Consider the following 26,215-nt stretch of genomic DNA (forward strand, 5'->3'; position numbering starts at 1 on the left):
TTGAGGAGACACGCATCGTGGTCGATGTTCTGATTGTCGGGGGCGGCAATGCTGCGCTTTGCGCCGCCCTGATGGCGCGCGAAGCGGGCGCCTCCGTGCTGATGCTCGAAGCATCGCCAAAAGACTGGCGCGGCGGCAATTCCCAGCACACCCGCAATCTCCGATGCATGCATGACGCGCCGCAGGATGTGCTGGTCGAGGCCTATCCCGAGGAAGAATACTGGCAGGACCTTCTCAAGGTCACCGGCGGCGAGACCAACGAACATCTGGCGCGCCTCGTCATCCGCGCCTCGTCGCACTGTCGGGACTGGATGCGCCGCCACGGCGTTCGATTCCAGCCGCCGCTGTCCGGCGCGCTGCATGTGGCGCGCACCAATGCGTTTTTCATGGGCGGGGGCAAGGCCTTGGTCAACGCCTACTACCGAAGCGCCGAGGCGCTTGGCGTGAAGGTCCGCTACGAGACGCCCGTTACCGAGATGCTGCTCGATGGCGATCGATTCGTCGGCGTCGTCACCGAAGCCGGCGAAAGGATTACGGCAAAGGCCTGTGTCCTCGCCGCCGGCGGTTTCGAATCCAACCGCGAATGGCTGCGCGAAGCCTGGGGCCGCAACGATCGCGGCGAGTGGCCGGCGGACAATTTTCTCATTCGCGGAACGCGCTTCAACCAGGGCGTTCTCCTGAAGGCCATGATGAAGGCCGGTGCCGATATGATCGGCGATCCCTCGCAGGGCCACTGCGTCGCCATTGATGCCCGCGCACCGCTCTATGATGGCGGCATCTGTACCCGCATCGACTGTGTCTCGCTCGGTGTCGTCGTCAACCGGCAGGCCGAACGGTTCTACGACGAGGGCGAGGATTTCTGGCCGAAGCGCTATGCGATCTGGGGGCGCCTCGTTGCCCAGCAGCCCGGCCAGATCGCCTATTCGATCATCGACAGGAAGGTCGTCGGACGCTTCATGCCGCCGGTCTTTCCCGGCGTGGTCGCCGACAGCCTGCCGGAACTGGCCGGGAAGCTGCAGCTTCCCGTCGAGACCTTCATGCAAACGCTCGATGGTTACAACGCTGCCTGTCAGCCCGGCACCTTCAACCACACGGTCCTAGACGACTGCATGACCGAAGGCGTGGCGCCCGCAAAGACCCACTGGGCGCAGAAGATCGATACGGCACCCTTCTATGCCTATGCGCTGAGGCCCGGAATCACCTTCACCTACCTCTCGCTCAAGGTCGATGACACCGCGGCCGTCCGGTTCGCAGACAGGCCGAGCCCAAACCTGTTCGTGGCGGGCGAGATGATGGCGGGCAATGTGCTCGGCAAGGGATACACGGCCGGCGTCGGCATGAGCATCGGCACGGCCTTCGGCCGGATTGCCGGAACGGGCGCAGCCGCAGCGGCGCGCGCCGCGCACACGATCGGGAGACACTGACATGGCCGCCATCGACACGCTGATGGACCTCGCCGGCAAGGCGGAACGGGAGCTGGATGCCAATGTTGCGGAGGTCGATCGCATCCTCCATATCTGCAATGCCTGCCGCTATTGCGAGAGTTTCTGCGCGGTGTTTCCCGCCATGACGCGGCGGCTGGATTTCAACGTCGCGGATGCCCACTACCTCGCCAATCTCTGCCACAACTGTTCGGCCTGCCTCTATGCCTGCCAATACGCGCCCCCGCACGAATTCGGCGTGAATGTCCCAAAGGCCTTGGCGCAGGTGCGCCGCGACACTTACATCGAATACGCCTTCCCGAAAGCCTTCGGTGAACTCTATCGCTGCAACGGCCTGACCGTCGCCATGGCGGTAAGCCTCGGCGTTGCGGCGTTCCTCATCGCCACCATCCTGATCAAGGGCAGTCTGTTCGTGCCCGGCCTCGAAGGCGACTTCTATGCCATCTTCCCGCACAATACGCTCGCCCTCGTGTTCGGCGCAGCGTCGCTGTTCTCGGTCGTCGCGCTGGCGATCGGCGTCACGCGCTTCTGGCGGCAGGTCTCCGAGCCCGGAAAACCCATCGCGATGCCTGCCGCCGTCGGCGAGGCGGCGAAATCGGCGCTGACGCTGCAATATCTCGGCGGCGGCCATGGCGACGGCTGCAACAACGAGGACGACGCCTTCACGCTCTGGCGCCGGCGGTTCCATCACTTCACCTTCTACGGCTTCATGCTGTGCTTCGCGTCCACGTCGGTGGCGACGCTCTACCACTATCTCTTCGGTCTGGAGGCGCCGTATCCGATCTTCAGTCTGCCGGTGATCCTCGGCACGCTGGGCGGCATCGGCCTTCTCATCGGACCGGCCGGCCTGTTCTGGCTGAACATGCGCCGCAACCCGCTGCAGATGGACGACAGGCAGAAGACCATGGACCGCGGCTTCATCGCGCTGCTGTTTTTCATCAGTCTCACCGGCCTCGCGCTTCTCGCCTGGCGCGACAGCCCCGCGATGCCGCTGCTGCTGGCCATCCATCTCGGCTTCGTGATGGGGCTGTTCGTGACGCTGCCCTACGGGAAATTCGCCCATGGCATCTTCCGCTGTGCGGCGCTTCTCAAACACGCAATCGAGAAGCGGCGGCCGAACCCCGTGCAGGCGGGAGCGGATTGACGCGTGAAGGCGGGGCGCCCTTCCGGGGCGGCTCGAAGGTTTGTCCTGTGCCTTGAAACACCCGGCTTCGGAGCGAAGCCGGGTGTTTCAGTTTTCATCATTCGATATCGGTTTCGTTCTGACCCGCAAGGCGCTTGCACAGCCCTTGCGGGTCTTTTGACGTCCATGCCGAGGCCCTCAAAGGCGGCTCGTTCGCCTATAGCAAATAGACATACGCTTATGCAGTCTATTAGGTTGCTTAATAGCCTCCCCACCTCAATGATGGGCCCACGATCTTCAAAGGGGAAAGCATTCATGGGGCGCAGTGGTATGGATGCCGTGGATATTGAAATCCAATGGCAGCGGCTGATTTCCTTCCTTTCGGAGGCCGCTCTGACCATCGTCAAGACGTCTTTCTCCAAGATCGTCAGCGAGGGTGGCGACTTCGGTTGCCTTCTGTACGACCGGGAAGGGCGGATGATCGCGCAGGACACCGGCGTGTCCAGCAAGCTCGCGCCGTCGCCGCGCACCGTCACCGCGATCCTTCAACGCTTCGGCACAAACGACATCAGCGAAGGCGATGTCTTCATCACCAATGATCCCTGGCTGTGCTGCGGCCATCTCTACGATATTTCGGTGATCAAGCCGCTGTTCCATCGCGGCCGGCTGGTCGGCTTCGCCGAGACGATGGCGCATGTGCCCGACATCGGCGGCAGCCTTTCCAGCGACGCCCGCGAGGTGTTCGAGGAGGGGCTGAGCCTGCCCGTCGTCCACCTGCTGCGCGGCGGGCATGACGTGCCCGAGGTCTGGGCGCTGATCCGCGCCAATGTGCGCGTGCCCGACCAGTTGGAGGGCGATATCCGCGCCTTCATCGCCGCATTGTATCTAGACCAGCGCCGGGTCACGGCGTTCCTGGAGGACAATGGGCTGGAGGATCTGCAACCCATTGCGGACGAAATCATCACGCGTTCCGAAGCTGCGATGCGTGCGGGGTTGCTCGCGACCATTCCCGCGGGAAAACACCGCAACACCATCCTGCTCGACGGCGTGGAAACCGACGAGCCGCTGTCGATCTCCGTCTCGATCGAACGGCATGAGGATGGATCGGTGACCGTCGACTATGACGGCACCGGGCCGCAAAGCGCCGTCGGCATCAACTGCACCGAAGCCTATACGGAAGCCTGGACGGCCTATGCCATCCGCTGCATCGTCGCACCGCACATTCCTTATAATGCGGGGTTGCTGAGCCCGGTACGGCTGAAAGCGCCGTCCGGCACCTTTATCAATGCCCGCCACCCCGCGCCGGTGCGCATGAAATCCTCGACCGGAAACTTTATTCCCGCCGCGATATTCGGCGCGCTCGCCGAGGTCGCCCCGGACCGGATGATTGCGGAATCGGGCATCAAATGCGTGATCCGTTGCTTCGGGACGGATGCGCAGGGCCGCAACATCGCCGAGACGCCGCATTTCATGGGAGGGCTTGGCGCACGGTCCAGCAAGGATGGCGTGTCCTGCATGTCCTTCCCCGCCGCAGGCGCCGAGACGCCGGTGGAAATGCTGGAAAATTCCCTGCCCCTGACGGTGACGCACAAGTCGCTGATTTCGGACTCGGGTGGTGCGGGGCGTTATCGCGGAGGGCTCGGCCAAAGCATCGGGCTGCGCTGCGAAAGCGACCGGCCGCTCAGCGTGCTGGTACAGAATATTAAGGTCCATACGCTGGCCGCCGGCTATGCCGGTGGCGGCGCGGGCGGGCAAGGGTATAACCGGCTGGACGGACGGACGTTGCCGGGAAAAACGCAGGTGCGGCTCTCCCTGGGCGACGAACTGGAAATCGGCCTGTCAGGTGGTGGCGGCATGTCCGATCCCCATCGACGCCCACTGGCCGAGGTTCTGGCGGATGTCGCCGAAGGCTGGGTGAGCCGCGAGGCCGCCACCACCCATTACGGCGTCGCGCTGCACCCGGACGGCACTGTCGACGAGGTCGAAACCCTCCGGCTGCGCGAACCTGCCGCCGCCTCTGCCGCCCTTCTTGAGAGAGTCTGACATGTATCGTCTGGGTATCGACATCGGCGGAACGTTCACCGATCTGGTTCTGGTCAACGCCGCTACCGGCGACCAGCTCCTGGGCAAGGTTTTGACCACGCCTGACAATCCCTCGCTGGGTGCGCTGGATGGCGTGAAGCGGCTGCTTGAGGATGCCGGCATCGAGGCGAGTGATCTGCGGCATGTGATCCACGGCACCACGCTGGTGATCAACGCACTGATCGAGCAAAAGGGTGCGCGCACGGGTCTGCTCACCACGCGGGGCTTCCGCGATATTCTGGAAATGCGCCGCGGCAAGCGCTTCGACATCGACGACCTGTTCATCGAAGTGCCGTCACCGCTGGTTCCGCGCAGCCGCGTCGGCGAGATCGCCGAACGGATGGATCACACCGGCCGGGCGATCGAGCCATTGGACGATGTCCATGCACGGGCCGCCGTCGAGACGATGGTCGCGCAGGGGGTCGAGGCGATCGCCGTTTCGTTCCTGCATGCCTATCGCAACGGCGCGCATGAGGAGCGCGTGCGCGAGATGATCCGCGAAGTCGCACCCGATATCGCGGTCAGCCTGTCGTCCGAGGTGTCGCCGGACGTTCGGGAATACGAGCGCACGTCGACAACCGTGGCGAATGCCTATACCCAGCCCATCATGCGCCGCTACCTCGATCGCATGGCCGAGGAACTGGCCCGTACGGGATACAACCACGACCTCTATCTGATGCTCTCGGATGCTGGGCTGACGACCGTCGATACGGCAACCGCATTTCCGATCAGGCTGATGGAGTCCGGCCCGGCTGGCGGTGCGGTCACCGCGCGCTACTATAGCGAGCTTCTGGGGCGGCCCAATCTCGTGGCCTTCGACATGGGCGGAACCACCGCCAAGATCATGTTCATCGCCGATGGCGAGATCATAACCGCCGACGAGCTGGAAACCGCGCGCCGTTACCGGTTCAAGCGGGGAAGCGGGATTCCGATCCGCATCCCGGTGGTCGAGATGCTCGAAATCGGCTCGGGCGGCGGCGGCATCGCCGCGCTGAACGAGATGGGACTACTGAAGGTCGGTCCGCACAGCGCAGGCGCGCAGCCGGGGCCGGCCTGCTATGGCCGCGGGGGCGAACTGCCCACGGTGACGGATGCAAACCTGCTGCTCGGATACCTGAACCCCGACTATTTCCTCGGTGGCCGCATGAAGCTGGACGCAGCTTCGGCTCAAGCGTCCATGGAGCCGCTATGCGCGTCGTCCGGCCTGTCGCCGGAGCGGGTGGCCTGGGGGATCCACGAGATCGTGACCGAGGACATGGCGCAGGCCGCGCAGCTGCACCTTTTGGAACGCGGGGTCGATCCCCGAAAATTCGCGCTGCTGGCCTTCGGCGGTGCAGGACCTCTGCACGCCTGCGGGTTGGCCCGCAAGCTCGGCATTTCCGAAGTCATCATTCCCTATGCCGCCGGTGTCGCCTCGGCCTTCGGGTTCCTCGCCGCGCCGCTGTCGATCACGCTGATGCAGGGCCATCCGACCGCGCTGAAGGGCGCGGACACCGCGGCGATCAATGCGCTGCTGATGCGGCTGGAGGAAAAAGGCCGCCGCTTCCTGAAGGACGCCGGAGTGGCGGATGACGAGATCCGGCTGCGTCGCTTCGCCTCGCTGCGCTATCGGGGCCAAAGCTCGGAACTGAAGATCACGCTCTCGAACGCGGCGCTGGACGAGGCGACGATGGACGACCTGACGACGGCCTTTTCGGACGAATTCGAACGGGTCTACGGCAGGGCCAACCGGCGCGTTGGGGTCGAAGCCCTGAACTGGCAGGTCCAGGTCAGCGGACCCAAGCCGCAACTGGCGACCGCCCAAGCCGTGGCACGCGCAACAAACCCCAGTGTGGGCGAGCGCATGGCCTATTTCGCCGCGGCCGGCGGTCGGCTGCCGACATCCGCCATCCCGCGCAGCATCCTCAAACCTGGCATCGAACTGCGCGGCCCACTGCTCATCGAGGAAGATGAGTCCACGACCGTGATCCCGCCAGACACAACACTGACAGTCGACGAGTATTTTAATCTCATTGTCAAACTGGATCCGAAGCAGCACTGAAAATTCACATCGTTTCCTGGGAGGAGAAACCATGCACGAACATTTTAGAACAGAAAGATCAGCCACAACCCTCGCAGCGGTCGCCCTGGCCATCGCCATGGGAGCCTATTCGAGCCAACCGGCTCTGGCCATGGACGAGGCGACGCTGGAGGCGGCGCGACAGGAAGGTTCGGTTGTCATCTACAGCGCTTCGCCGTCCGAATTGCTCGATTCGCTGACGAAGGCGTTCAACGCCAAATATCCCGGGATCACCGCCGAATATTACCGCGCGGGATCCTCGCAGGTCTACGAACGCCTGATCGCCGAGCAGGACGCCAACCGCGTCAACGGCGACATCATCCATGTGTCCGACGTCGGCACGATCGCCGAACTGAAGGAAGCCGGGCGTCTCGTGCCCTATGCTTCAAGCGAATACGCGGCCTATGATCCGCAATATGTGGACCCGGACAAGACCTGGTTCGTGGCCCGTGCGCACTTCCTCAACATCGCCTACAATGCGGGACAGGTGTCCGACGCGGATGCGCCCAAATCCCTTCGCGACCTGGCCGATCCCAAGTTCAAGGGCAAGGTGGGCATCATGGATGTGCGCCTGGCCGGCGGCGCCTACACCTGGCAATATGCGGTGTGGAAACTCTATGGGCCTGAATTTTTTGCCGAAATGGCCAAGAACGAGCCCAAGCTGTTTCCGGGCCACGGCCCGATCAACGACAGGATCATCACCGGCGAACTGCTGGTCGGCGTCAGTCTGAACTACATGACCGACGAGGCGATCCTGGAGAAGGGCGCGCCCATCAAGGCGCTCTTCCCGACGGATGGCGCGCCGATGATCTGGAGCCCGGTCGGCATCGTGGCCAAGGCACCGCACCCGAATGCGGCCAAGGTGATGATGGACTTCCTGGCCTCGCCCGAAGGCCAGCAGATTTTCAACTCGCAATATTCCTATTCGCTGCACCCCGCGGTGAAGCCGCGCGAAGGCATGGTGCCGCTGAGCGACATCAAGGTGCTGGACATGCCGCTTGCCGACATGATCGCGCAGCAGAACACCGTGCAGACCACCGTCCGCAGCGCCTGGGGATACTGATGAAACCGGAGGGTTTGGGCGCCACGCGGCGACTGGCGCGGCATCTGGCGGAATTGCGCCTCGACGCCATTCCCGCCTCGGCGGTGGAGCGGGCAAGGCTGCTGCTTCTCGACGGGCTGGCCTGCCTGGTGCTGGGCACGCGCGGCACGGTGGGGCAGGGCGCCGTCGAGGCCATGCGCCTCCTCGGCGGCCATCCGCACTGCACGGTCTTTGCGGGTACAGGCGATTTCCGCTCGAGCGTTCGCAATGCGGCCTATGCCAATGCCATGACGCTCTACAGTGTGGGGCTGAACGACATTCACAAGCCCTCCACGTCCCATCCCGGCGGCTGTATCGTGATGCCGGCGCTGGCTGTCGCCGAATGGCTCGGCCGTGACGGCGGCGATATCCTGACCGCGCTGGTCGCCGGTTATGAAATGAACGCTCGCGTGGGCACGGCCACCGCGCCAAGCCACCGCGAGCGGGGCTTTCACACGACCGGCACCGTCGGCACCTTCGGCGCGACGGCCGCCGCTGGCAACCTGATGGGTCTCAATGCGGACCTGCTGGCCAATGCCTTCGGCGTCGCCGGATCACAGGCGGCGGGCCTCTACGAATTCCATCACGACGGCGCGCTGACCATGGTCTTTCACGCCGGGCGCGCGGCGCAAAACGGGGTCGAAGCCTGCATCCTGGTGCAACATGGACTGACCGGCCCCGTCACCGTGCTGGAGGGCGACAAGGGCTTCTGCCGCGCGCTTTCCGACAGCTATGACCTGGAGGTTCTGACCCGCAATCTCGGCGAGCGCTACCTGATCGAGGAGACAAGTTTCCGTCTCTATTACGGCTGCAACTCGACGCTGGCAGCCTCGGCCGCGACGGAGAGGCTGCTGGTCACGCATGGCATCCCCGTGGACGATATCCGCGAAATCGCGGTGCGCTGCCATCCGGTGGTGGAGCGCGACAACAACGATCCCGAGGCCGGCACGCTTCTGGCCGCTCGCCTGAGCATGCAATTCAACCTGGCGCTCGTGCTCGACCGCGGTCATGTCTGGACGGCCGATATCTATGACGAAGACCTGTGGAGCCCCGCCATCCGGGCGCACATGCCCTCCGTTCGGCTGGTCGCGGATGACGCGATGCCGCGCTTTGGTGCCTCGGTCAAAGCGCTTTTGAAAGACGGCCGTTCAGTCGAGGAGGTCATCCTGTCGCCCTCCGGCGACGCCGACACGCCACCCTCCTTCGACGAGATCGCCACGAAGTTCCGCCGCATGGTCGCCCCGGTCGGTGGCGCGGCATCGGCCGAGCGGGTCATCTCGATCGCGGCGGAACTGGAGCGCCATTCGGCTGCGGTGCTCATCGCGGCACTGGACGATGCCTGCCGGGGGGAACACGCATGAGCGTCAGCGAAAACCGCGACCTGCATCGGCAGGTATCCGGCTCCGGGTGGGGTTTCACCCGGATATCTGGCCAGACGCTGCTCTGCTACGGCCTGATCGCCATTCTATGTCTGTTGGTCGTCTACCCGATGGTGAGCCTGGTTTACGGCAGCTTCGCCTCGCACGGGGGCGCAGCTGACGGCGGACTGTCGCTCGCCAATTTCTCGCGCATCTTCACCAGTGGCCAGTTCTGGCTGGCATGGCGCAACACGCTGATCGTCAGCACCGGCTCGATGCTGATTGCAACCGTCAGCGGCGTGGGGGCGGCCTTTCTGATCGCGCGCACCGATATTCCCGGCCGCCGCATCTGCGAGGTGCTGGTGACGCTGCCGATCTTCATCTCGCCGTTCATCGGCGCGGTCGCGTGGAGCGGGCTGGGCGCACCGGAGGTGGGGCTCCTGAATAGGATCTTCGCCGCCATCGGGCTGCCGCTGAGCATCAACATCTACAGCCTTGCCGGCATTGCCATGGTGCTGGGTTTCTACATGACGCCCTATGTGTTCCTGTTCACCTCGGCACCCTTGAAGGCCATCGATTCCTCGATGGAAGAGGCCTCGCGCCTCAGCGGGCAGACGATGTTCCAGACGCTGCTGCGGGTGACCTTTCCGCTTGTCACGCCCAGCATCCTCGCCGCCGGCCTGCTGGTCTTCGTGCTGTCGATGGAGAATTTCGGTGTTCTGGCCGTGCTCGGCATGCCGTCGCAAATCCCCTTCATCCCGACCGAAATCTACCTCAAGGTCGCCTATCCGCCGCCGGATTATGGCTATGCCACGGTGATCTCGATTTCCTTCGTCATCATCACCGCCGTCGCACTGTTGTTGCAGCGCCGGTTCATCGCAGGCCGCACCTATGTCTCCGTCAGCGGCAAGAGCTATCGCCCCATGCTGGTCAGTCTTGGACCCTGGCGTTGGGTCGCGCTGGGTGGCCTCATCCTGTTCGTGTCCATCTCCACGCTGATGCCGCTCGCCACCATGGTCACCGCGTCGTTCCAGTCCTACTGGACGACCCAGTTCACCAACTTCACCACCATCAACTACGAATCCGTATTCTCACGCGGCCTGTTCTTCCGGGCTGCCTGGAACACGCTGTTCCTGGCCGTGGTCGGCGGGCTGATCGCCTGCGTGCTGACCGCCGTGATCGCCTATATCGTGACCTTCTCCCGTGCTTCCGGGCGACACACGCTGGATCTCCTGAGCTCGATGACCGTCGGCGTGCCGGGCGTGGTGTTGGGGGTGGCGCTGCTGTGGGCCTGGATACGGGTGCCGCTGCCGATCTACGGCACGATCTGGATCCTGATGATCGCCTATATCACGCGGTTCCTGTCCTTCGGCGTGCGCAACATGTCGGCCGCGCTGACGCAGATCGACGGCGACCTTGAAAATGCCGCGCGGGTCTCGGGCGCCAACAAGACGGTGGCTGCGCTCACCATCACCTTCCCGCTGATCCGCGAGAGCCTGTTGTCGAGCTGGGTGCTCTACTTCATCTCCTTTGTGAAGGAACTGAACACGTCGGTCCTGCTCTATGCCTTCAATTCCGTTGTGCTGCCGGTGCTGATCTTCGACGCCTATTTCGAGGGAAAATACCCCGAAGTGGCGGCGTTGGGCACGGGGATCTCGCTGTTCATCCTGGCGGTCTATCTGGTTTCCAATTTCATCTTCGGCCTGAAGGTCGGACAAAAGGCAGGGTAGACGCATGCTGCGCCTGAACAATCTTCAAAAATCCTTCGGCAGCTTTCGCGCGGTGGAAAGCGTTTCGCTCAATGTGGGCGAAGGCGAACTCGTCACTCTGCTGGGGCCGAGCGGCTGCGGAAAATCCACGACGCTGCGCTGCATTGCCGGGCTGGAAGGGCCGACCGGCGGTGAAATCTGGCTGGGAGATACCTGCGTCTATTCCGCCGAAAAGCGGCTGGACCTGCCGCCGGAAAGGCGTCGCATCGGCATGGTGTTCCAGTCCTATGCGCTGTGGCCGCACATGACGGTCGCCGAGAACGTCGCTTATCCGCTGCTGCGCCAGAAACTCTCCAAGGCCGATCGCGAGGCGCAGGCCATGCAGGCACTGGAACTGGTGGGGCTGGCGCATGCGCGCGATACTTCGCCCGGCCGGCTTTCCGGTGGACAGCAGCAACGCATCGCGCTCGCCCGTGCGCTCGCCTCACGCTGCCAGATCCTGCTGTTCGACGAACCGCTGAGCAATCTCGATGTGCGGCTGCGCGAGCAATTGCGCGGCGAGATCCGCGAGATCCAGCAGCGCTTGGGCATCACCGCGATCTATGTCACGCATGATCAATCCGAGGCGCTGGCAATCTCGGACCGGATCGTGGTGATGGATAAGGGCCTCATCGTGCAGATCGATGGGCCTAACGAGCTCTATTCACGCCCGCGGACGCGCTTTGCCGCAAGCTTTCTCGGCAGCGTCAACCTGTTGCCCGCCACGGTGGCCGACAGCGGCGTGCCGGGAGGCCTGGCGCGCTATCGCACCGCCGCCGGCGCGATTGTCGGCGCGCCGGAGCGGCCGGATGTCGGCGGCCCCGGCACGGCCGTGCAGTTCGGCATCCGCTCGGAACTCATCCGCCTGGTCGAGGATACCGCATCATTGCCTTCGGGCTGCAACATCTGGCCCGTGACGGTGCGCGATGCGGTCTTTCTCGGCGAAGGCATCGAATACACTCTCGTCACCGAGGACGGCCAGACGCTGACCGCCAAGGTGCCCCCCTACATCCGCCTGCAGCCCGGCGCCGCGGCCTATGCCGCCATCGCCCCGCAGGACTGCTTCATCATCATCGACTAACCATTTGGGAGAGATATCATGAGCTTACGTGAACAACACCCGGACCTGCTCAAAGAGGTCGACATCGACGAGCAGGAGCGCTGGATGACGCCGCTCGTCAACAAGGTGGCGATGGGCCACCGGCCGCAGGGGGTGATGGACCGCTGCATCATTCGCGACGATACGCTGCGCTCCGGCATCAACACGCCCGGCGTCTATGCCAACAACAGCATCAAGATGGTGCTGGCCGAAAAGCTGGAGGCGATGGGTGTCGTCGAAGCCGAGGTCGGCTATCCCACCATTCCGGAGCATATCGAATTCGTGAAGATGCTACGGAACGCGGGCAGCAAGATGGAGCTTGGCCTGCACACCCGCTATTACGATCCCGACTACCGGACCGAGATCCAGAAGACCATCGATTCCGGCGCGGACCTGGTGAACCTGGTGGGCTACTGGGGCTATATCATGACCAACGCCCTTTGCCCGCAGAACTGGAACGGCGACATCGAGGGCCGTATCGGCGATGCCGTCAGCCACGCCCGCCAGTCCGGCGCCCGCAAGATCGCCGTCGGCACGGACTATCATCGCCTGGATCTCGTGGCCCGCGTCGTGCGTGCGGCCAAGGATGCGGGTGCGGACCGGATCGTCGTCTACGACGTGCGCGGCTGGTTCGTGCCGGAAACGATGGCCTTCCTTGTGCGCTATGTCCGTGCATTGGCGGGGCCGGATATCGAGATCGGCGTGCATTGCCACGACGACTATGGCCTTGCCACCATCAACTCGATCGAGGCGATCCGCGCCGGCGCGCTGACCTGCGACGTCACCATCAACTCGACCGGCCATCGCTGCGGCAATGCGGCTTTCGAGCAGGTCGTGCCGGTTCTGGAATCGCTCTACAACATCCGCACCGGCCTCGACATGACCCAGCTGACGCCGCTCAGCGAAATGGTCGCCGAGCTTTACAAGTTCCCCATTGCCCGCAACCGCCCGGTCACCGGCCCGCACATGTATTCCTACGGCGGCAGCCATCTGGGCGGCATCCTGCGCGGCCAGTGGTACTTCTGGGAGAACATCAAGGCCGAGACCGTCGGCAACCGGCGCTCGGTGTCCTTCGGTTCGACCTCGCTGCGGCGCGGCAAGACCGCACCGGTCACCGTCAAGATCGAATCGATGGGTCTCAACCCGGACTCCGCCAATATCGAGCGGGTTTTCGAGAAGTTGGAAAAGCTGATCTACGAGAAGGTCGAAATCGGCGAGCGGGAAGTCGAAGCCGTGATCCACGAGATCTACGGCTGACCGTCCAGGAGGGGAGCTTTCGGGCTCCCCTCCCTATTTCTGCCCCGGCCAGGCCTCCGCAACATATTCCCGGGCGTGTTTGATGAAGATGCGGCTTGTGTGGGACATTTCCCGCTGCATCGGCAGCAGGATGCGGAACTCATAAATCAGCTTTGGCAGGAAGGGCCGCAGCACGAGCCCTTTCGACAAGAATGCGCGGGCCGAAATCTCGTCCACCACCGAGACACCGATGCCCGTCGCCACCATTTCGCAGATGATCGCGCTTGTCTGCGCCTCGACCAATATCCTGGGCGTCACGTCCGACTGCTGGAAAGCCAGATCGACCTTCTGGCGGTGCCGTGAGCCGGGCGGCATGGCGACAAAGGACACACCGCGCAGGTCATCGGCCGTGACGATGTCGCGCGCAGTCAGCGGATGGTCCGGCGGCATGATGCAGACGGCGTTCACCCGAATGAAGTCCTGCGTGAATGAGGAGGGGTAATCGATCGGATAGTTGGTCAGCGCGACATCGAACTGCTGCGTGTCGAGCCAGGCGCGCGCATCGCGGCTGAGCACGGTCTTCAGCGTGATGTGCAGGTCCGGATTGTTTTTGCTCAGCCGCTGGAAGACGGAGGGCAGGATGCCGTGTGCCATGGGCATGGTGGCCAGGATGTTCAGCGTCCCGCCAACATTGCGGATGCCTTTGATGAAACTGCTGAGGTGGTCGAGACCATAAAACGTCCGCTCCAGCTCTGCGAACAGGATGTCGGCCTCTGGCGTGGCACGCAGACGGCCGCCGCTGCGGACAAACAAGGACAGGCCGGATTGAAACTCCAGGTCGGAGATGAGGCGGCTGATGACCGGCTGCGTAATCCCCAGCATGGCGGCCGCCTGGACGGTGGTTCCCGTCAGCATCAGGGCACGAAACGCCTCCAGCTGACGCAAGTTTAACATGCGGGGCATGGCAGCTCCTTCATAGCTCGACGGCGCCGGCGTGGCGTGCTTTTCATTATGCTGGAAAGCTATAATAATTGAAGGTTATATTATTTTTAGCTCTACATGGCGGTCAAGCTTTAGGCGTGCATGGTCGAGGCCGGCCTCAATTTCATGGGGCCGGCCCGAGCATCATCAGCGGATGTTCAGAAGGTTATGTTGCTGAAGGCCTTGCGGTTTCGCTCCAGTTCCATGCGGGTGCGGCGGATGTGGCTGTAGAGGGCTCTTTCTGAGTCCTCGACATTCCGCCGCTTGATCGCCTCCATGAGAAGGCGGTGCTCGCACTGGATGATCCAGAAGCGTTCCCGGCCGAGAAGCATCGTGTACGCCCGGCGATAATGCTGGGTGGTGTTCCAGATGCGTTCGATCATCGGGATGAGCGTCGGCATGGCTGTCGCGCGATAGCTTGCGAGATGGAATTGCCGGTCTAGCTTGAGGAACTCCTCGACATCGGTCGTGCTGTCGATGGCAGCGCAAATCTCTTCCAGCCCGAGAATATCCTCGTCGGTGAGGTGCGGCAGGCTTTCTCCGAGTGCAAGCGGCTCTATCCGCTCGCGGATCTTCCACATCTCCACGCATTCCGCGATATCGACGCGGGCGATCCACACGCCGCTATTGGGCACGATGACGACGAGGCCTTCGCTTTCGAGTTGCTTGAGGGCTTCGCGCACCGGCACGCGGCTGGTGCCGAATTGCGCGGCAAGCTCCTCCTGGCGAATGCGCAGGCCCGGCGCGAACTCGCCGGTGAGGATTTTTTCGCGAATTTCTCCTGCGACCCGTAAGCCCAAGGTGGTGTCATTCATAAAGGCGGGCTCCTCCCGTACGCCGTGGGGCGACAACGCAGATATAACAGGCAATATCCGCCACCCGTCCACCACTGTTTCGCGACAAGCCTGGCATTTGTTCCATCTAGGTCGCCGGGCCGGCAGGGTGCCAGAGGTGGCGCGATGTGTCCGCTTCATAGGCCTTGCCCCGTGGAAAACACACGAGTTCGAGCTGCATGCCCCAGGGGGCCAGGAAATAGACCCAGGTCTGGCCGGCGCTCGGGCCATCCGTCCGCACCACGGGCGTGCCGAGGATGCGGACGTCTTTTGCGCGCAGATAGTCGAGTGCTGCATCGATGTCATCGACATAGAAGGCGAGATGGTGCCCGCCGACATCGCTGTTGCGGGGCTGGCGCCTGTTCTGATCGGGAGAAGTGTACTCGAATATCTCGAAATTTGAGCCGTTCCCGCAGCGCAGGAATTTCAGCCGCTTCATAACGGCGCGCGGATGCACGTTCAGCGCCGCCTCCATCCAGTCTCCATCCGACGCGAACGGGCCGAGCTCGTAGAACGGTTCGCATCCGATGACGTTGACGAAGAAATCCACCGCCTCATCCAGGTCCGGAACCGTGAAGCCGATATGTTCCGTGCCCCTCAGGCCCGGCAGGCCGCGCCCCGCCGGAAGGCCCTCGTTCCGGTGGCTCTTGTCGTCTTCGGACATTCGGTCTCTCCCCCAGGCAAAATCATCAATGAATCCATTTCCAAATGATTGGATACATTTATCTGTTTGTCGAGCGATTAAACTGCGTAATTTGCCGATTATTGCCATTAAATATCGATCTGTGAATATTTGTGGATACAATTCGTTGACATCGCACGCGGAAAATGAAAGCCTTGGCATAACAAGACCATCAGAAACGTGGGAACAACACCGGCTCAGCCGGGAAAATCCAGGTCGTCCGACACCGAGCGCGTGACGCTTCATATCGCCTGTCGTTTGCAAGCCTCTTGCAAGCCGTGGCTACGCTATTGTCTGTTGAGGGAAGAAATGCCGCAAACGAAGAACGTGTCGAGTTCCACGCGCTGGCTCGATTTCGGGACCACCAAGAAGGACTGGGATGGCGCGAAAGCCGCCGAGCTGGAAACCGTTCTGTCCTCCCTCCACCTCATCCGGGCCTTCGAGGAAGCGGTACTCGAACTGGCGAACGAGGGGCTGGTCCATGGGCCGGCGCATTCCTCGATCGGGCAGGAAGGCGGGGCCGTTGGATCCATCCTGCCGCTGAGGCCGGACGACCAGATCAACGGTTCGCATCGCGGGCACCACCAGTTCCTGGCAAAAGCCCTGAACTATGTCGCACCCGGCGGATTGCCCGTTGGTGCGGATTTCGATGGGGCCGTCGTGGCGCTTCTTCGTCGCTCGCTTGCCGAAATCATGGGGCTTGCGGAAGGTTTTTGCGGCGGGCGCGGCGGCTCGATGCATCTGCGGTGGTACGAGGCAGGCGCGCTCGGCACCAATGCCATCGTCGGCGGCGGCGTGCCTTTGGCGGCGGGTGCCGCCTTCGCCCACAAGCAATCCGGCACGGATGCCGTTGCGGTCAGCTATTTCGGCGATGGCGCCATCAACATCGGCTCGGTTCTGGAAACGATGAATCTTGCCGCCATCTGGCGCCTGCCGCTGTGTTTCTTCATCGAGAACAACCGTTACGCCGTCTCCACCAGCCTTGAGGAATCGACGGCGGAAACCCGGCTGGCGGCGCGCGGACAGGCCTTCGCCATTCCCTCCTGGCATGTCGACGGCATGGATCCGCTTGCAGTCAGCCTCGCGATGAAAGAGGCGCTGGCGCATATGCGCGCCGGCAAGGGGCCGACGATCATCGAGGCGGATGTTTACCGCTATTTCCACCAGAACGGCTCCTTCCCCGGCAGCGCCTTCGGCTACCGCATGAAGGAAGAGGAAGAAGCCTGGAAGGCGCGCGACCCGCTGGACCGGGTGGCAAAGGAAATGATCACGCGTGGCCTGATCGACCAGCCGGCCGTCGATGCGCTGAGGGCGCAGTGCAAGCAGGTCATGCAGGCGGTGATCGAGGAACTGACGGATAGGGTCGATAACCGCCGGTCGATCAAGCCCGGCCTGTGGCCGAAGCCCGACTTCTGCGATGTCGGTGTGCGGAGCGACGGCTCGGAACTGGCGACGCTGCGTTATGTTGAGCAATCCGGCTATGCCGGCAGGATCGAGCAGCGCAAGTTCGTCGACGTCATTGCCGAAGTGCTCGACCGGCGCATGGAGACGGACGACAGCGTCATCATTCTCGGCGAGGACATTCACCGCCTGAAGGGCGGTACAAACGGCGCGACGCGCGGCCTCAAGGCAAAATATCCCGATCGCATTCTCGGCACGCCAATCAGCGAAAACGCCTTCATGGGACTTGGCGGCGGCCTTGCCATGGACGGACGGTATCGCCCCATCGTCGAGTTCATGTATCCCGACTTCATGTGGGTCGCCGCGGACCAGGTGTTCAACCAGGTCGGCAAGGCACGCCACATGTTCGGCGGCGATATCGCCATGCCGCTGGTGCTGCGCACCAAGATCGCGATAGGCACCGGCTACGGGTCGCAGCACTCGATGGACCCGGCTGGCATTTTCGTGACCTCGCCGGGCTGGCGGATCATCGCGCCCTCGACGCCCTTCGACTATGTCGGCCTGATGAACACGGCGCTCGCCTCCAACGATCCCGTTCTGGTGATCGAGCATGTCGATCTCTACCAGGCGACGGGGCCGGCGGCGGCCGGCGATCTCGATTATTTCATCCCGTTCGGAAAGGCCGCCGTGCGGCGGGCGGGCTCGGCGGCGACGATCCTGACCTATTCCGCCATGGTGCAGGCGACGCTCGATGCGGTGGCGGAGACCGGGCTGGACGCCGAGGTCATCGACCTCAGATGCCTCGATCGCGCAAGCATCGATTGGGACACGATCACCGACAGCGTGAAGAAGACGAACATGGTCATGATCGTCGAGCAGGGACCGCGCGGCTCCTCCTACGGCTCCTGGCTCGCCGACGAGATACAGCAACGCCTGTTCGACTGGCTGGATCATCCGATCGAGCGGGTGACCGGCCGGGAAGCGTCGCCCTCCATTTCCAAGATTTTGGAACGGGCGGCCTATGCCGGGCGGGAGGAGATCGCGACCGCCCTGAAGGCCTTGCCGGAGCGCCGCAATGGCTGAGTTCCTGGTCCTCCCCTCCGTCGTCGCCAATGCGCGCGACGGGACGATCGCCCGCTGGCTGAAGGCCGAGGGCGACATGGTCGCCTCCGGCGAGGCCTTTGCCGAAATCGAAACGGACAAGGCCGTCATCGAAATCCCGAGCCCGAAGGCCGGGCGCATCGCACGCATATTGCATGGCGACGGCGCGACGGTTCCCGTCGAGACGCATATCGGCGTCTTGGCGGAGGTAAGCGAGGATGATGCCACGGTAACGGCCTTCCTGTCGGGCGCGGCGGGCGCTGCACCGGTCGAGGAAGCGCCGCCGGCAGTCTCTCCCGCGGCAGCAGTCCCTGCACTGGCGATATCCGATCGGATTTTCGCGAGCCCGCTTGCCCGCCGCCTCGCTCGGGAAGCAGGCATTTCCCTCGGCGATATCAGCGGAACGGGTCCGCGCGGGCGCATCATGCGGGAGGATGTGGAGGCCTTTGTTGCCACATCTCTCGTGAAGCCAGCAGCCGTGCCGGTCGCCAAGGTCGTCATTGCCGAGGAGCTAGCTCCGGCCATCGCCGTGGACATCCCGCATGTGGCCACGCCGCATTCGCCGATGCGCCGCACGATCGCGCAGCGCCTTACGGAGGCCAAGCGGACAATTCCGCACTTTTATCTGAATGCAGACATTGCCATGGATGCGCTGATCGCTTTGCGCGCCCAGATCAACGCGGAAAGGTCCGATGGCGGTAGGCTATCCATCACCGATTTTCTGGTGAAGGCGGCAGCGGCGGCGTTCGGTCTGGTGCCGGCCTGCAATGTCATCTGGACCGAGCCCTCGCTCCTGCAATTGCAGCGGACGGACATCTGCGTTGCGGTTGCGACGGAAGGCGGGCTGATCACGCCTGTCGTCAAGGACGTCGGCAACAAGTCGCTCTCCGTCGTTTCCCGCGAGATCGCGGAACTGGCGCTGCGTGCCCGCAACGGCGCGCTCAAGCCGGAGGAGTATCGCGGCGGGTCCTTCACCATCAGCAATCTCGGCATGCACGGCGTCAGCGACTTCACCGCGATCATCAACCCGCCGCAGGCCGCGATCCTGGCGGTCGGCGCGATCGAGGAACGCATCGTCTCGCGAGGCGGCATGGCGGTCAGCGCACGCATGTTGCGCGTGACGCTGTCGCTCGACCATCGCGCGATAGACGGCGCGGTGGGCGCACAGTGGCTCGCGAGCTTCAAGGAGCTTGTCCAGAACCCGATGCAAATTCTCATTTGAGATCAATCCGTACGAACGACCAACAATGAAAAGAGAGGAACATGATCATGCATAAATACATGAAGACGCTTCTTGCCGCCGGCGTCGTGGCGGCGGCCGGCCTTTCGGCGGCCGAGGCGCGCGACCTGACGGTCGTCGGCTTCGGCGGTGCGGTTCAGGATGCTTTCCGCGAAGCCTATTTCACGCCCTATGCCAAGGAAAAGGGCATCACGGTGCTGGAGGACACCACGAATGGCGGCCTCGCCAAGCAGAAGGCCATGGTCGAGGCCGGGAATGTCACCTGGGACGTCATGCAGATGGAGGACGACGAGGTGACCATGGCTTGCGAACAGGGCCTGCTCGAAGACATGGACTGGTCGACCCGCGCACATGCGGATGAAATCGACCCCTCCCAGTTCAAGGATTGCGCGGTCGGTGCGCTGAGCTGGGCAAACATCCTGACCTACGATGCCGGCAAGCTGACCGATGGCCCGAAGAACTGGGCCGATTTCTGGAACGTGGAGAAGTGGCCGGGCAAGCGCGGGCTGCGCAAGACCGCGAAGCTGACCATGGAAGTCGCCCTGATGGCCGATGGCGTAGCGCCCGCGGACGTCTACAAGGTCATCGCCACGAAAGAGGGGCAGGACAGGGCGTTCGCCAAGCTCGACGAGCTGAAGCCGCATATCCAGTGGTGGGAAAGCGGCGCGCAGCCGCAGGAATGGCTGTCGTCCGGCGACGTCGTGATGACGTCGGCCTATAACGGCCGCGTCGACACTGCGCAGAAGGAAGGCAAGAACTTCTCGATCATCTGGGACGGGCAGATCAACTCCGTCGAGTTCTGGGCCGTCATGAAGGGCACGCCGAACCTCGACCAGTCCATCGCCTTCGTGGAGTTCCTCATGTCGAAGGATCCGCAGGTGACCTTCGCCAACGCCATCGCCTACGGTGTCAGCAACGTCAAGGCGATGGAAGCGCTGCCGGCCGACCGCCTTGCCAAGCTTCCCTCCGCGCCGGACAACCTCAAGAATGCCGTCCGGTTCAATTCGGAATTCTGGATCGACCACGGCGAGGAACTGGCGGAGCGTTTTGCAAGCTGGGTTGCCCAGTAATCCCGTCGCAACAACGTCTGAAATCCTGTCGGGCAGTCGCTGTCCGACAGGATTTCCGGAGGCTCGAACCCAGATGACCCTGACCGTTCAAGACAGCGCCGAGACGCGGAAATTGCGTCACGCCTGGGGCCGGGCCGGCAAGCGCCGGCGCACCATCTCGCTTCTGCTGGTGGCGCCGCTGTTCGTCTATGTCCTGCTGACCTTCATGCTGCCGATCGGCATGATGCTCTACAAGGCTGTCGAGAATGTCGAGCTGATCAGGGCCGTGCCGGAAACGACCGTCGCGCTCGGGCAATGGAAGCCGGAGAGCCTGGACGAGCTGCCGCCCGATATCGTCTTCACGACATTCCTGAACGAGATTTCGGCCGCTCCGCGCAATCTTGTCGGCGAAGCGGCGAGACGTCTGAACTATGAGGTGAGCGGCTATCGCACGCTTCTCACCAGCACCGTGCGCAAGCTGCGCACCATGCCCGAGAACCTCAGCGAAGAGGGTGCCGCGCGGCGCTTCATGGCAGACATCGATGCGCGCTGGGAAGAGCCCGCCTACTGGCACGCGATGAAGCGGGCGTCTTCCACCTACACGCCCTATTATATGCTGGCGGCGGTCGACCTTGGCATCGACGATGCCGGGCAGATCGTGCAGGCGCCGGAGGAACAGCGCACCTATATCGATATTCTCCTGCGCACCCTCAAGACCGCGGCGATCGTCACGGCGGTATGCGTGCTCCTGGGCTATCCGCTCGCCAACCTGATGGTCGTAGCACCTCGGCCCTTCTCGATCGCGCTCATCATTGCGGTGATGCTGCCGTTCTGGACCTCGCTGCTGGCCCGCACCTCCGCCTGGATCGTGCTTCTTCAGCGCGAAGGGCTGGTCAACTCGCTTCTGGGCTATCTCGGGCTGATCCAGGAACCGCTGGAACTCATCTTCAACACCACCGGGCTCTATATCGTCATGATCCACATGATGCTGCCGTTCATGGTCCTGCCGCTCTATTCCGCGATGAAGGGCATCCCGCCGCATTTCATGAAGGCCTCGGCATCGCTCGGGGCGCATCCGGTCCGCGGTTTCCTGAACGTCTATCTGCCGATGACTCTGCCCGGCGTCGGGGCGGGTGTTCTGCTGACCTTCATCGTCACCGCCGGCTATTATATAACGCCCTCGCTGGTGGCGAGCGCGCGCGACCAGATGCTCGGCTATTTCATCGCCTTCTTCGCCAACACCACCATCAACTGGGGCATGGCGTCCGCGCTCGGCATCATCCTGCTCGCCTGCACCGTCGCCGTCTATTTCCTTGCGGCGCGCACGGTCGGCGTGCGCCAGCTGGCGGGGCTGAAATGATGCAGTACAGCCATAAAATCATGGCCCTGCGCGCCCTCTACTACGCCTTCGGTGTCGCGATGATGCTGTTTCTGGTCGTGCCGCTGCTTGCCATCGTTCCCCTGTCCTTCAGCTCCGGCAGTTTCCTGTCCTATCCGCTGCCGGGCGTATCGACCCAATGGTACGAGCGCGTGTTCCAGGACGGGCCATGGCTCGGTTCGCTGAAGAACAGCCTGATCATCGGTGCGGTCTCGACGGTCGCCGCGACCATTCTCGGCACGCTGGCCGCCTATGCCTTTGCCCGGCGCGACCTGCCGATGCCCACCGCCATCCTCGGCTTCCTCATTGCGCCAATGATCGTGCCGCCCGTCATCAGTGGCCTCGGCATGTATTTCCTGATGGCGAAGGTGGGGCTGACGGCCAGCATGCCGGGCGTCATCATCGCGCACACGGTTCTCTCGGCGCCCTTCGTGCTCATCACCGTAACCGCGACGCTGCAGGGTTTCGACATGGGGCTGCTGCGCGCGGCCGCAAGCCTCGGCGCGTCACCCGCCAAGGCCTTCATGACTGTCCTCGTGCCCGTCATATCGCCGGGCATCATCTCAGGCGCGCTCTTTGCCTTCATGACGTCGTTCGACGAGGTCGTGGTGACGCTGTTCCTTGCCGGACCGACCCAGCGCACCCTGCCGCTCAAGATGTTCGAGGGGCTGCGCGACAATATCGAACCGTCCATTCTGGCAATGGCGACATTCCTGATGCTCATTGCCGTCCTCAGCCTCGTCGCCGCGCTGTTCCTGGTGAACCGCAACGCAAGAAACCTCGGAAAGGCCTGACATGACCCAGCAGAACGAAATCCACATCCCCAACCCGCAGGCCGGCGTCGCGTTCATGGACGGCAGGTACATGCCCATCGGAGAAGCGAGCGTGCCGATCCTCGATCGCGGCTTCGTGCGGTCCGACGCCACCTATGACGTCGCCCATGTTTGGAAGGGACGCTTTTTCCGCCTCGACGACCATATCGAGCGCTTCTTCGCCTCGATGCGGGGCCTGCGCATGTCGCTGCCCTATACCCACCAGCAGATCGCCGACATCCTCCTCGAATGCGTGAGCCTGAGCGGCCTGCGCGATTCCTATGTGCAGATGACCTGCACGCGCGGCATGCCGCCGGTCGGAAGCCGCGATCCGCGCCTGTGCACGCAGCGCTTCTACGCCTTCGCCGCCCCCTTCGTGTGGATCGCCAACGACGACCAGCGCCGGCAGGGCGTCCCGATGATCGTCAGCGCCGTCCAGCGTATCCAGCCGCAGGCCGTGGACCCGCGCATCAAGAATTTCCACTGGCTGGATCTCACCATGGGTATTTTCGAGGCCTATGACCGGGATGCCTTCGTGGCCGTGCTGCGCGACGGCGAGGGCAACATCACCGAAGGCGCGGGCTTCAACGTCTTCGTGGTGAAGGACAATGTGCTCTGCACGCCCGTCAGCGGCGTCTTCGAGGGCATGACCCGGCGCACCGTCATCGAGCTTTGCGAGCAATTGCAACTGCGCTGCGAGGTCCGCACCGTCGGGATCGACGAGATCCTCGGCGCCGACGAAATCTTCATGACCAGCACGGCAGGCGGCATCATGCCGGTGACGACAATCGACGGCAAGGCGGTCGGCGGCGGCAAGCCGGGCGCGCTCACCACCCGCCTTCACGATCTCTACTGGCGCCGCCAGGAGGAAGGCTGGCTCGGCACCGAGGTTGCCTACAGGGATTAGAAACCGCGCGGCGGACGCGGCGGGAAAGCACTTGGAAACAGCGAATGCGCGGCGGTGCGCATGGAAGGTCTTATATGGAATCCGGCACTATCGTCGAGTTCGTCGGCGTGCAGAAGACATATGACGGGCACACGGTCGTCATCCAGAATCTGGACCTGTCGGTCAGGCAGGGTGAGTTTCTCACCCTGCTCGGGGGCTCCGGCTCCGGCAAGACCACCACTCTGATGATGCTGGCGGGTTTCGAGACACCGACGCGGGGCCATATCCTCGTCAAGGGCAAGCCGATCGAGCATCTTCCGCCGCATCGCCGCGGCATCGGCGTCGTCTTCCAGAACTATGCCCTGTTTCCCCATATGACCGTGGCGCAGAACCTCGCCTATCCGCTGAGGATGCGCAAGAAAAGCCGCGCCGAGACGCAGATGAAGGTCGATAAGGCCATCGAGATGGTGCGGCTCGAAGGAATGCAGCACCGCCGGCCGGCAGAGCTTTCCGGCGGCCAGCAGCAACGCGTGGCGCTGGCCCGCGCGCTGGTGTTCGAGCCCGACCTCGTCCTGATGGATGAACCCCTCGGCGCCCTCGACAAGACATTGCGCGAGCACATGCAATACGAGATCAAGCAGATCCATCGCGATCTCGGCGTCACGATGGTCTACGTCACGCACGACCAGTCCGAGGCGCTCGCCATGTCCGATCGCATCGCCATTTTTCAGGCCGGTGCGGTCGCGCAGATCGCGAGCCCGCAGGAACTCTATGAACAACCGGCCAGCGTCTTCGTCGCAGGCTTCATCGGCGAGAACAACATTCTCTCTGGCAAGTCCGCGGGACGGGACGACAACGGGCGCGGCGTAGTTCTCCTCGATTGCGGCCAGTCGGTCCGCATGCAAGCACCCGCCGGCTTCGCGGACACCGGAAGACCGTTGAAACTCGCAGTGCGGCCGGAAAATCTGGTGATCGGCACCCCGGCGCGCGATCGTCTCAATCAATGTTCCGGCAAGATCGCCGACACGACCTATCTCGGTGACCATCTGCGTGCGCTCGTGGATATCGGCATGGGGCAGACGATGGTGGTTCGCAAGCCGCTTCAGGATTTTGCCCGCCCGCCGGCAATCGGCGAGGACATTCTGATCGGCTGGAACGACGGCGACGGGCACGTCTTCGCCTGACAGGCACAAGGTTGGATTTAAACAGGAGAGGCCATATCGATGACGACGAATTCCAGGGACCGCGCATTGAGGGAGCGGGCACGCGCAGTGATTCCGGGCGGCATGTACGGCCATGAATCCGTGGCACTTCTACCGGAGGATTTCCCGCAGTTCTTCTCCCGTGGCGAGGGTGCGCGCATATGGGATGCCGACGGCAACGAATATGTCGACTACATGTGCGCCTTCGGCCCGAACCTTCTGGGATACCGCAATCCGGTCGTCGAAGAGGCCGCAAGCGCGCAGGCCGCGATGGGTGACACGCTGACCGGACCGTCGGAGGCGATGGTGACGCTGGCGGAAGATCTCGTCTCGATGATCAGCCATGCCGCCTGGGCGATGTTCTGCAAGAACGGCAGCGACGCGACCTCAATGGCGATGGTGCTGGCACGCGCCCATTCCGGGCGGCGCAAGATTCTGGTTGCCCAGGGCGCCTATCACGGCGCCTCGCCCTGGAATACGCCCAACCCGAAGGGCACGCTGCCGGAAGACCGGGCGCATATCCTCTATTTCCGCTACGACGATCTCGATAGCCTGCGGGATGCCTTCCGTCAGGCCGATGGAGATGTCGCTGGCGTTTTCGCGACGCCCTTCCGGCATGAAGTGTTCGAGGACCAATTCCTGCCTTCGGCCGAATTCGCTAGGGGCGCGCGGCAACTCTGCGACGATGCGGATGCCCTCTTGATCGTCGACGAGGTCCGCGCGGGTTTTCGCCTGGCGCGCGATGCGAGCTGGAGCCTGCTCGGCGTGGAACCCGACCTCACCACCTGGGGCAAGGTTCTCGGCAATGGCTATCCCATCTCGGCGCTTCTCGGCCGCGAGAAGCTGCGCGCCGCCGCGTCCAGCATCTATGTCACGGGTTCCTTCTGGTTTTCCGCCGTGCCGATGGCCGCCGCCGTCGCGACGCTCGCGGTCGTCCGGACATCGGACTATCTGGAACGCATGATCGCGCGCGCCGAGGAGATGCGCAAAGGTATTGCCGAGCAGGCCGCCGCGCATGGCTTCGGCATCCGCCAGACCGGCCCTGCACAAATGCCGCAGATCTTCTTCTCCGACGATCCCGACATGCGCATCGGCTATTTCTGGGCCGCCGCCGCCGTCAGAAGGGGCGTCTACCTGCACCCCTATCACAACATGTTCGCGACCTCGGCGCTGACGGAAGCGGATATCGCCAAAACGCTCGCCGCCACGGACGAGGCCTTCGCGGAGTTGAAGCGCGCATGGGCCAATATCCCACCGCAACCCAACCCCGCCGTCCTCGCGCGTATCAAGGCGAAGGCGTTGCTCAGCCCGCGCTGACGGCATCGTCGACGTAACGAAACCTGGAATTCGGAATGGATCACGGCCTATGACGCGCCGTGGTCCATTTTGCCGCTTTAAGGCGTGGTGACATCTACAAGGTTC

At 63.3% G+C, this 26,215-nt stretch carries 20 protein-coding genes; 17 read left to right on the top strand and 3 right to left on the bottom strand.

Annotated elements, in window-relative coordinates; all coding sequences use genetic code 11:
- The first annotated feature begins 17 nt into the window (after positions 1–17).
- From tcuA to AC1RWL_RS02670, 9 genes are all read left to right on the top strand, one after another.
- Positions 18–1,424: an FAD-dependent tricarballylate dehydrogenase TcuA gene (tcuA, locus tag AC1RWL_RS02630; RefSeq protein ID WP_493093388.1), complete on the top strand. Its 1,407-nt coding sequence runs from the start codon at positions 18–20 to the stop codon at positions 1,422–1,424.
- A 1-nt stretch (position 1,425) separates the two neighbouring features.
- Entirely contained in the window at positions 1,426–2,586 is a 1,161-nt protein-coding gene (tcuB, locus tag AC1RWL_RS02635) for a tricarballylate utilization 4Fe-4S protein TcuB (protein ID WP_493093387.1), read from the top strand.
- A gap of 234 nt (positions 2,587–2,820) precedes the next feature.
- Positions 2,821–4,608 carry a hydantoinase B/oxoprolinase family protein gene (locus AC1RWL_RS02640; protein ID WP_493158208.1) on the top strand — a complete coding sequence of 596 codons (1,788 nt, stop codon included), beginning with the start codon at positions 2,821–2,823 and terminating at the stop codon, positions 4,606–4,608.
- A 1-nt stretch (position 4,609) separates the two neighbouring features.
- Positions 4,610–6,688 (top strand): hydantoinase/oxoprolinase family protein, encoded by a 2,079-nt coding sequence (locus AC1RWL_RS02645; RefSeq protein ID WP_493093385.1) that lies wholly within the window; start codon positions 4,610–4,612, stop codon positions 6,686–6,688.
- A 31-nt stretch (positions 6,689–6,719) separates the two neighbouring features.
- On the top strand, positions 6,720–7,769 hold the full coding sequence (locus tag AC1RWL_RS02650) for an ABC transporter substrate-binding protein (RefSeq protein ID WP_493093384.1): 1,050 nt from the start codon (positions 6,720–6,722) through the stop codon (positions 7,767–7,769).
- The gene (locus AC1RWL_RS02655) at positions 7,769–9,148 is read left to right on the top strand and encodes an MmgE/PrpD family protein (protein ID WP_493093383.1); all 1,380 of its coding nucleotides are present in this window, start codon (positions 7,769–7,771) and stop codon (positions 9,146–9,148) included. The genes AC1RWL_RS02650 and AC1RWL_RS02655 overlap by 1 nt, the downstream gene beginning before the upstream one ends.
- Complete coding sequence (locus AC1RWL_RS02660; protein ID WP_493093382.1) at positions 9,145–10,875, top strand: ABC transporter permease; 1,731 nt, start codon at positions 9,145–9,147, stop codon at positions 10,873–10,875. The genes AC1RWL_RS02655 and AC1RWL_RS02660 overlap by 4 nt, the downstream gene beginning before the upstream one ends.
- 4 nt (positions 10,876–10,879) lie before the next feature.
- Complete coding sequence (locus AC1RWL_RS02665) at positions 10,880–11,974, top strand: ABC transporter ATP-binding protein (protein WP_493093381.1); 1,095 nt, start codon at positions 10,880–10,882, stop codon at positions 11,972–11,974.
- Positions 11,975–11,992: 18 nt separating this feature from the next.
- On the top strand, positions 11,993–13,249 hold the full coding sequence (locus AC1RWL_RS02670) for a hydroxymethylglutaryl-CoA lyase-like TIM-barrel protein (RefSeq protein WP_493093380.1): 1,257 nt from the start codon (positions 11,993–11,995) through the stop codon (positions 13,247–13,249).
- Positions 13,250–13,282: 33 nt separating this feature from the next.
- Here the strand turns inward: AC1RWL_RS02670 and AC1RWL_RS02675 are convergent, their stop codons facing one another.
- The 3 genes from AC1RWL_RS02675 to AC1RWL_RS02685 all read right to left on the bottom strand — a co-directional run bounded on the left by AC1RWL_RS02675 (position 13,283) and on the right by AC1RWL_RS02685 (position 15,706).
- Entirely contained in the window at positions 13,283–14,191 is a 909-nt protein-coding gene (locus tag AC1RWL_RS02675; protein ID WP_493093379.1) for a LysR substrate-binding domain-containing protein, read from the bottom strand.
- A 176-nt stretch (positions 14,192–14,367) separates the two neighbouring features.
- The gene (locus tag AC1RWL_RS02680; RefSeq protein ID WP_493093378.1) at positions 14,368–15,024 is read right to left on the bottom strand and encodes a GntR family transcriptional regulator; all 657 of its coding nucleotides are present in this window, start codon (positions 15,022–15,024) and stop codon (positions 14,368–14,370) included.
- A 106-nt stretch (positions 15,025–15,130) separates the two neighbouring features.
- A complete protein-coding gene (locus AC1RWL_RS02685) occupies positions 15,131–15,706 on the bottom strand; it encodes a VOC family protein (RefSeq protein ID WP_493093377.1) in 576 nt (191 codons plus the stop codon).
- 327 nt (positions 15,707–16,033) lie between these two features.
- On the opposite strand from AC1RWL_RS02685, the gene AC1RWL_RS02690 reads away from it, so the two are divergent.
- The 8 genes from AC1RWL_RS02690 (at position 16,034) to AC1RWL_RS02725 (ending at position 26,110) form a co-directional block, all read left to right on the top strand.
- The gene (locus AC1RWL_RS02690; protein WP_493093376.1) at positions 16,034–18,208 is read left to right on the top strand and encodes an alpha-ketoacid dehydrogenase subunit alpha/beta; all 2,175 of its coding nucleotides are present in this window, start codon (positions 16,034–16,036) and stop codon (positions 18,206–18,208) included.
- Positions 18,201–19,448, top strand: coding sequence for a 2-oxo acid dehydrogenase subunit E2 (locus AC1RWL_RS02695; protein WP_493093375.1), 1,248 nt, complete (start codon positions 18,201–18,203; stop codon positions 19,446–19,448). Before AC1RWL_RS02690 ends, AC1RWL_RS02695 begins: the two co-directional genes overlap by 8 nt.
- 41 nt (positions 19,449–19,489) lie before the next feature.
- Entirely contained in the window at positions 19,490–20,536 is a 1,047-nt protein-coding gene (locus AC1RWL_RS02700) for an ABC transporter substrate-binding protein (RefSeq protein ID WP_256115080.1), read from the top strand.
- Positions 20,537–20,609: 73 nt separating this feature from the next.
- A complete protein-coding gene (locus AC1RWL_RS02705; RefSeq protein WP_493093374.1) occupies positions 20,610–21,875 on the top strand; it encodes an ABC transporter permease in 1,266 nt (421 codons plus the stop codon).
- Between the two features lie 20 nt (positions 21,876–21,895).
- Positions 21,896–22,687, top strand: a complete 792-nt coding sequence (locus AC1RWL_RS02710; protein ID WP_493158210.1) for an ABC transporter permease — start codon at positions 21,896–21,898, stop codon at positions 22,685–22,687.
- 1 nt (position 22,688) lies between these two features.
- A complete protein-coding gene (locus tag AC1RWL_RS02715) occupies positions 22,689–23,612 on the top strand; it encodes an aminotransferase class IV (protein ID WP_493093372.1) in 924 nt (307 codons plus the stop codon).
- Positions 23,613–23,686: 74 nt separating this feature from the next.
- Complete coding sequence (locus tag AC1RWL_RS02720; RefSeq protein WP_493093371.1) at positions 23,687–24,775, top strand: ABC transporter ATP-binding protein; 1,089 nt, start codon at positions 23,687–23,689, stop codon at positions 24,773–24,775.
- Between the two features lie 39 nt (positions 24,776–24,814).
- Positions 24,815–26,110 (top strand): aminotransferase class III-fold pyridoxal phosphate-dependent enzyme, encoded by a 1,296-nt coding sequence (locus AC1RWL_RS02725; protein ID WP_493093370.1) that lies wholly within the window; start codon positions 24,815–24,817, stop codon positions 26,108–26,110.
- Positions 26,111–26,215 lie beyond the last annotated feature (105 nt).

It is taken from the genome of Shinella sp. GW821-FHT10F02 (genome assembly GCF_058809275.1).